The 3,006-nt window shown below is 35.5% G+C and carries 1 protein-coding gene; it reads left to right on the top strand.

Annotated features, from left to right (window positions below; translation table 11 throughout):
• Positions 1–2,352 (top strand): autotransporter outer membrane beta-barrel domain-containing protein (locus tag BN338_RS07440; protein ID WP_039760599.1); only part of this gene is annotated, 2,352 nt, incomplete at its 5' end.
• Positions 2,353–3,006 lie beyond the last annotated feature (654 nt).

Below are 3,006 nucleotides of genomic sequence, written 5' to 3'. Positions count from 1 at the left end.
CCTGAAATTATTAATGAATTTAAATTGGATAAAGGAGAGAAAAAGACTCTTAATAATGTTTTTATCCGTAACAATAAAACTGGAGTATCTGCGGCTGAAAAGGCAATTGCCACAATTACAAATGCAACGATACACACAGAATTAGTTGCTTTTTCCGCATTAAAAGGTGGGCACATTCACGCTAAAGGGATTGATGCGAATTCAATATACAAAGGTTTAGAAACTAAAAACGGTGTAATTAATATTGAAGATTCAATTATAACCGTTCAAGGAGGGAGAGCGGGTGGTATCGTTCTTTATGAAATCCCAAAGCGTGACGTAAAAGAGGGTGAAAATGTTATCAATAAGATTAGTCTTACCAAGAGCAAACTTCTTGTGAAGGATGGTGTCGGTATTCGTGGCCCTTATGGTTCAAAATCTGTTGCTGAAATTTCCCTTAAAGATTCGGAAATTCGAGCTGATGTCTTATTGAGAAATAAAACCAAACGTAAATATTATGACGATGATACTCTTCCTGTCTCTCTTACATTAACCGCTAACAATTCGATTTTAGAAGGAAGAGCGAGAACCTTAAAAATAAATACAACAACTCTTACTCTGAGTAATAACAGCAAATGGTACTTAAAAGTCAGTCAAGAAGACTCAGATACTGATTTTAATACCTTTAATTTCGATCTCAGTGACCTTAAACAACGAGCACTTTCTACTGTTACAGTATTGAACCTTAATAATAGCTCTATTATATTTAATGCACCGTCTGCGAATGCAATATCTGCTTTGGGAAAAGATCAATATCAAATTTTGAGTGTAGGGAAAACTGCTGAGGTTTATAAATCACGAGACAATATGGTCCCTACGGTAGAAACTTCCTATTATGCAACAGGTGATGCAAGGATTTATTTCAATACCGAGTGGAGTGATGGTTTAGAGGCAGAACAACAAAAAACTGACCGCCTTCTTGTTCATGGAAATGTATCAGGCAACACTACAATTTATTTTAATAATCTTTCAAATAATAAAAAATCAGAGACTAAAGATTCTCTTCCTTTAAACGCACGGGGACTTTCACTTGTTCAAGTATCTGGAGAAGCGAGTGAAACATCCTTCAAACTGGCAAATGGCTACGTCACAATGGCGGGATTGCCTTATCAATATGTACTCAACGCTTATGGGCCAACCTCAAGCCGTGGAAAAGCAGAGAGCACACAAAGCCTCTTAGGAAAGATATCTCAAGAATCTGAAGAAAATACCCTTAAAGACTTCACAAGCTACGTTATAAAAGAGAGTGCTCTTGAAGGGATCTCAAAAAATGAAAAAAATTCACAGAGTGAGGATTTTTGGGATTTCCGCTTGCAAAATGCTACACTTGATAATGAAGGAAAGATCAGAGCCCTTGTTCCTCAAGTGGCAAACTACTTGGTAATGCCTAACGCCGTATTCTCCACAGGACTTTCTGATGTAAGCAATCAAAATACATTGTTAGGTAATATGCGGACAACAGCTGCGGAAACAAAAGATCATAAAAATAAAGGGCTTTTCTTATCTTCCTATGGTAATAAGATGACATTATCCTCTAGCCGCGGTCCATTGCAATATGGCTATGGTGCTGATATTCACTATGCGGCCTTACAAGCAGGCATTATATTAGCAGCACTAGAAGAACAAAACATCGCCGTGAATTTTGGTCTTTTGGGTACATATGGGAAACTATCCTTCACACCAAAAGATATGGAAGGTGCTGATAAAAGTATACTCGATAAATGGTCTCTTGCCGCATATGGTAGCTTCAGCCATAATAATGGTCTTTACGTCAATGCACTCTTCTCTTATGGAATTCTCAAAGGAAATGTCACCACAGCTCTTATAGGAAAAACAGCAGAATTAACTAATGCTGATACATTCAGTACATCTGTTACCATTGGACAAAAACTTGCAAGCAGCGTGAAAGGATTGGTTTTTGAACCCCAAGCGCAACTTATTCATCAACATGTTGCGTTTGGCACTCTCTCAGATGCTGATGGCTTTAACGTCAATATGGGCAATCCTCATCAATGGTTAGCGCGTGTTGGTGGCCAGTTAATACAAACAACGCTTTCTAATGAAGGTGGTGGTATTTTCTCTTTCAATGGTAAATTAAATATTATAAAAGCTTTTTCTAATAATGACACTATCCAGATTGGGGATACATTCCATCTCGATTCTATGGGAATTGCCCTTGAAAGTGGGCTTGGTGTGAATATACAATTACCACAGAATATCGTCTTTCATGCTGATATTAATTATCAACAGAAACTTCAAAAAGCAGGTATATCTGGAATAAATGTTTCTGGTGGAATACGTTACCGCTTTTAAAAATTTACGATCATTATTTTAAGAATATAAGCAGCGCTGAAATATCAACAGCGCTGTTTAGGTTTTGTACATCGCAATTTGTACATCGCAAAAAGTGCCATCTGCTGAAAAATTATTAAGTGTTTATCAAAAAAAGAAATATTTTGACTTTTTTAGTTATATTTAAATAGCTTAATGAATTACTTATTCTTTATACAGAAAAAATCTACTCAAAGTTTTTTATAAGCATAATAACATATCTTCTCCCAAAGTTCTGTAGCACTGCCTATAATAACAACTTTAAGCAACAAATATTTTTGCAAAAGCTTCTGTTTCATAGCATTTATGAAACGCAAACTTTTCAAGAAAAGCTTTTCTACAATCCATGTTCGCTGGATTACACAATCACTTTAAAAGATTTTTCATACCAACTTTCAAATTATAGAACACCACGTTAATATTTCGTTTTGATCTTTACATAAAAAACATAATGATATAAATATCGCCAGAATACTTGCGCCATCAGGGGAATGAAGTAAGCATCAAAGACATACCAAGACTAAAGGCATATCTATGTGTAAGAAATCTATTTATAAGAAAAATCTTTTGTTATGTACAATTGCTGGAACTTTCATTTTTTCTCATTTCGCTCCAACTTATGCAAATACACAACCT

The organism is Bartonella queenslandensis AUST/NH15, assembly GCF_000312585.1.
In the GTDB taxonomy this organism is placed as follows: Bacteria; Pseudomonadota; Alphaproteobacteria; order Rhizobiales; family Rhizobiaceae; genus Bartonella; species Bartonella queenslandensis_A.
Note: the sequence above shows the minus strand (reverse complement) of the source record. Positions and strands in the feature narration are given on the sequence as shown.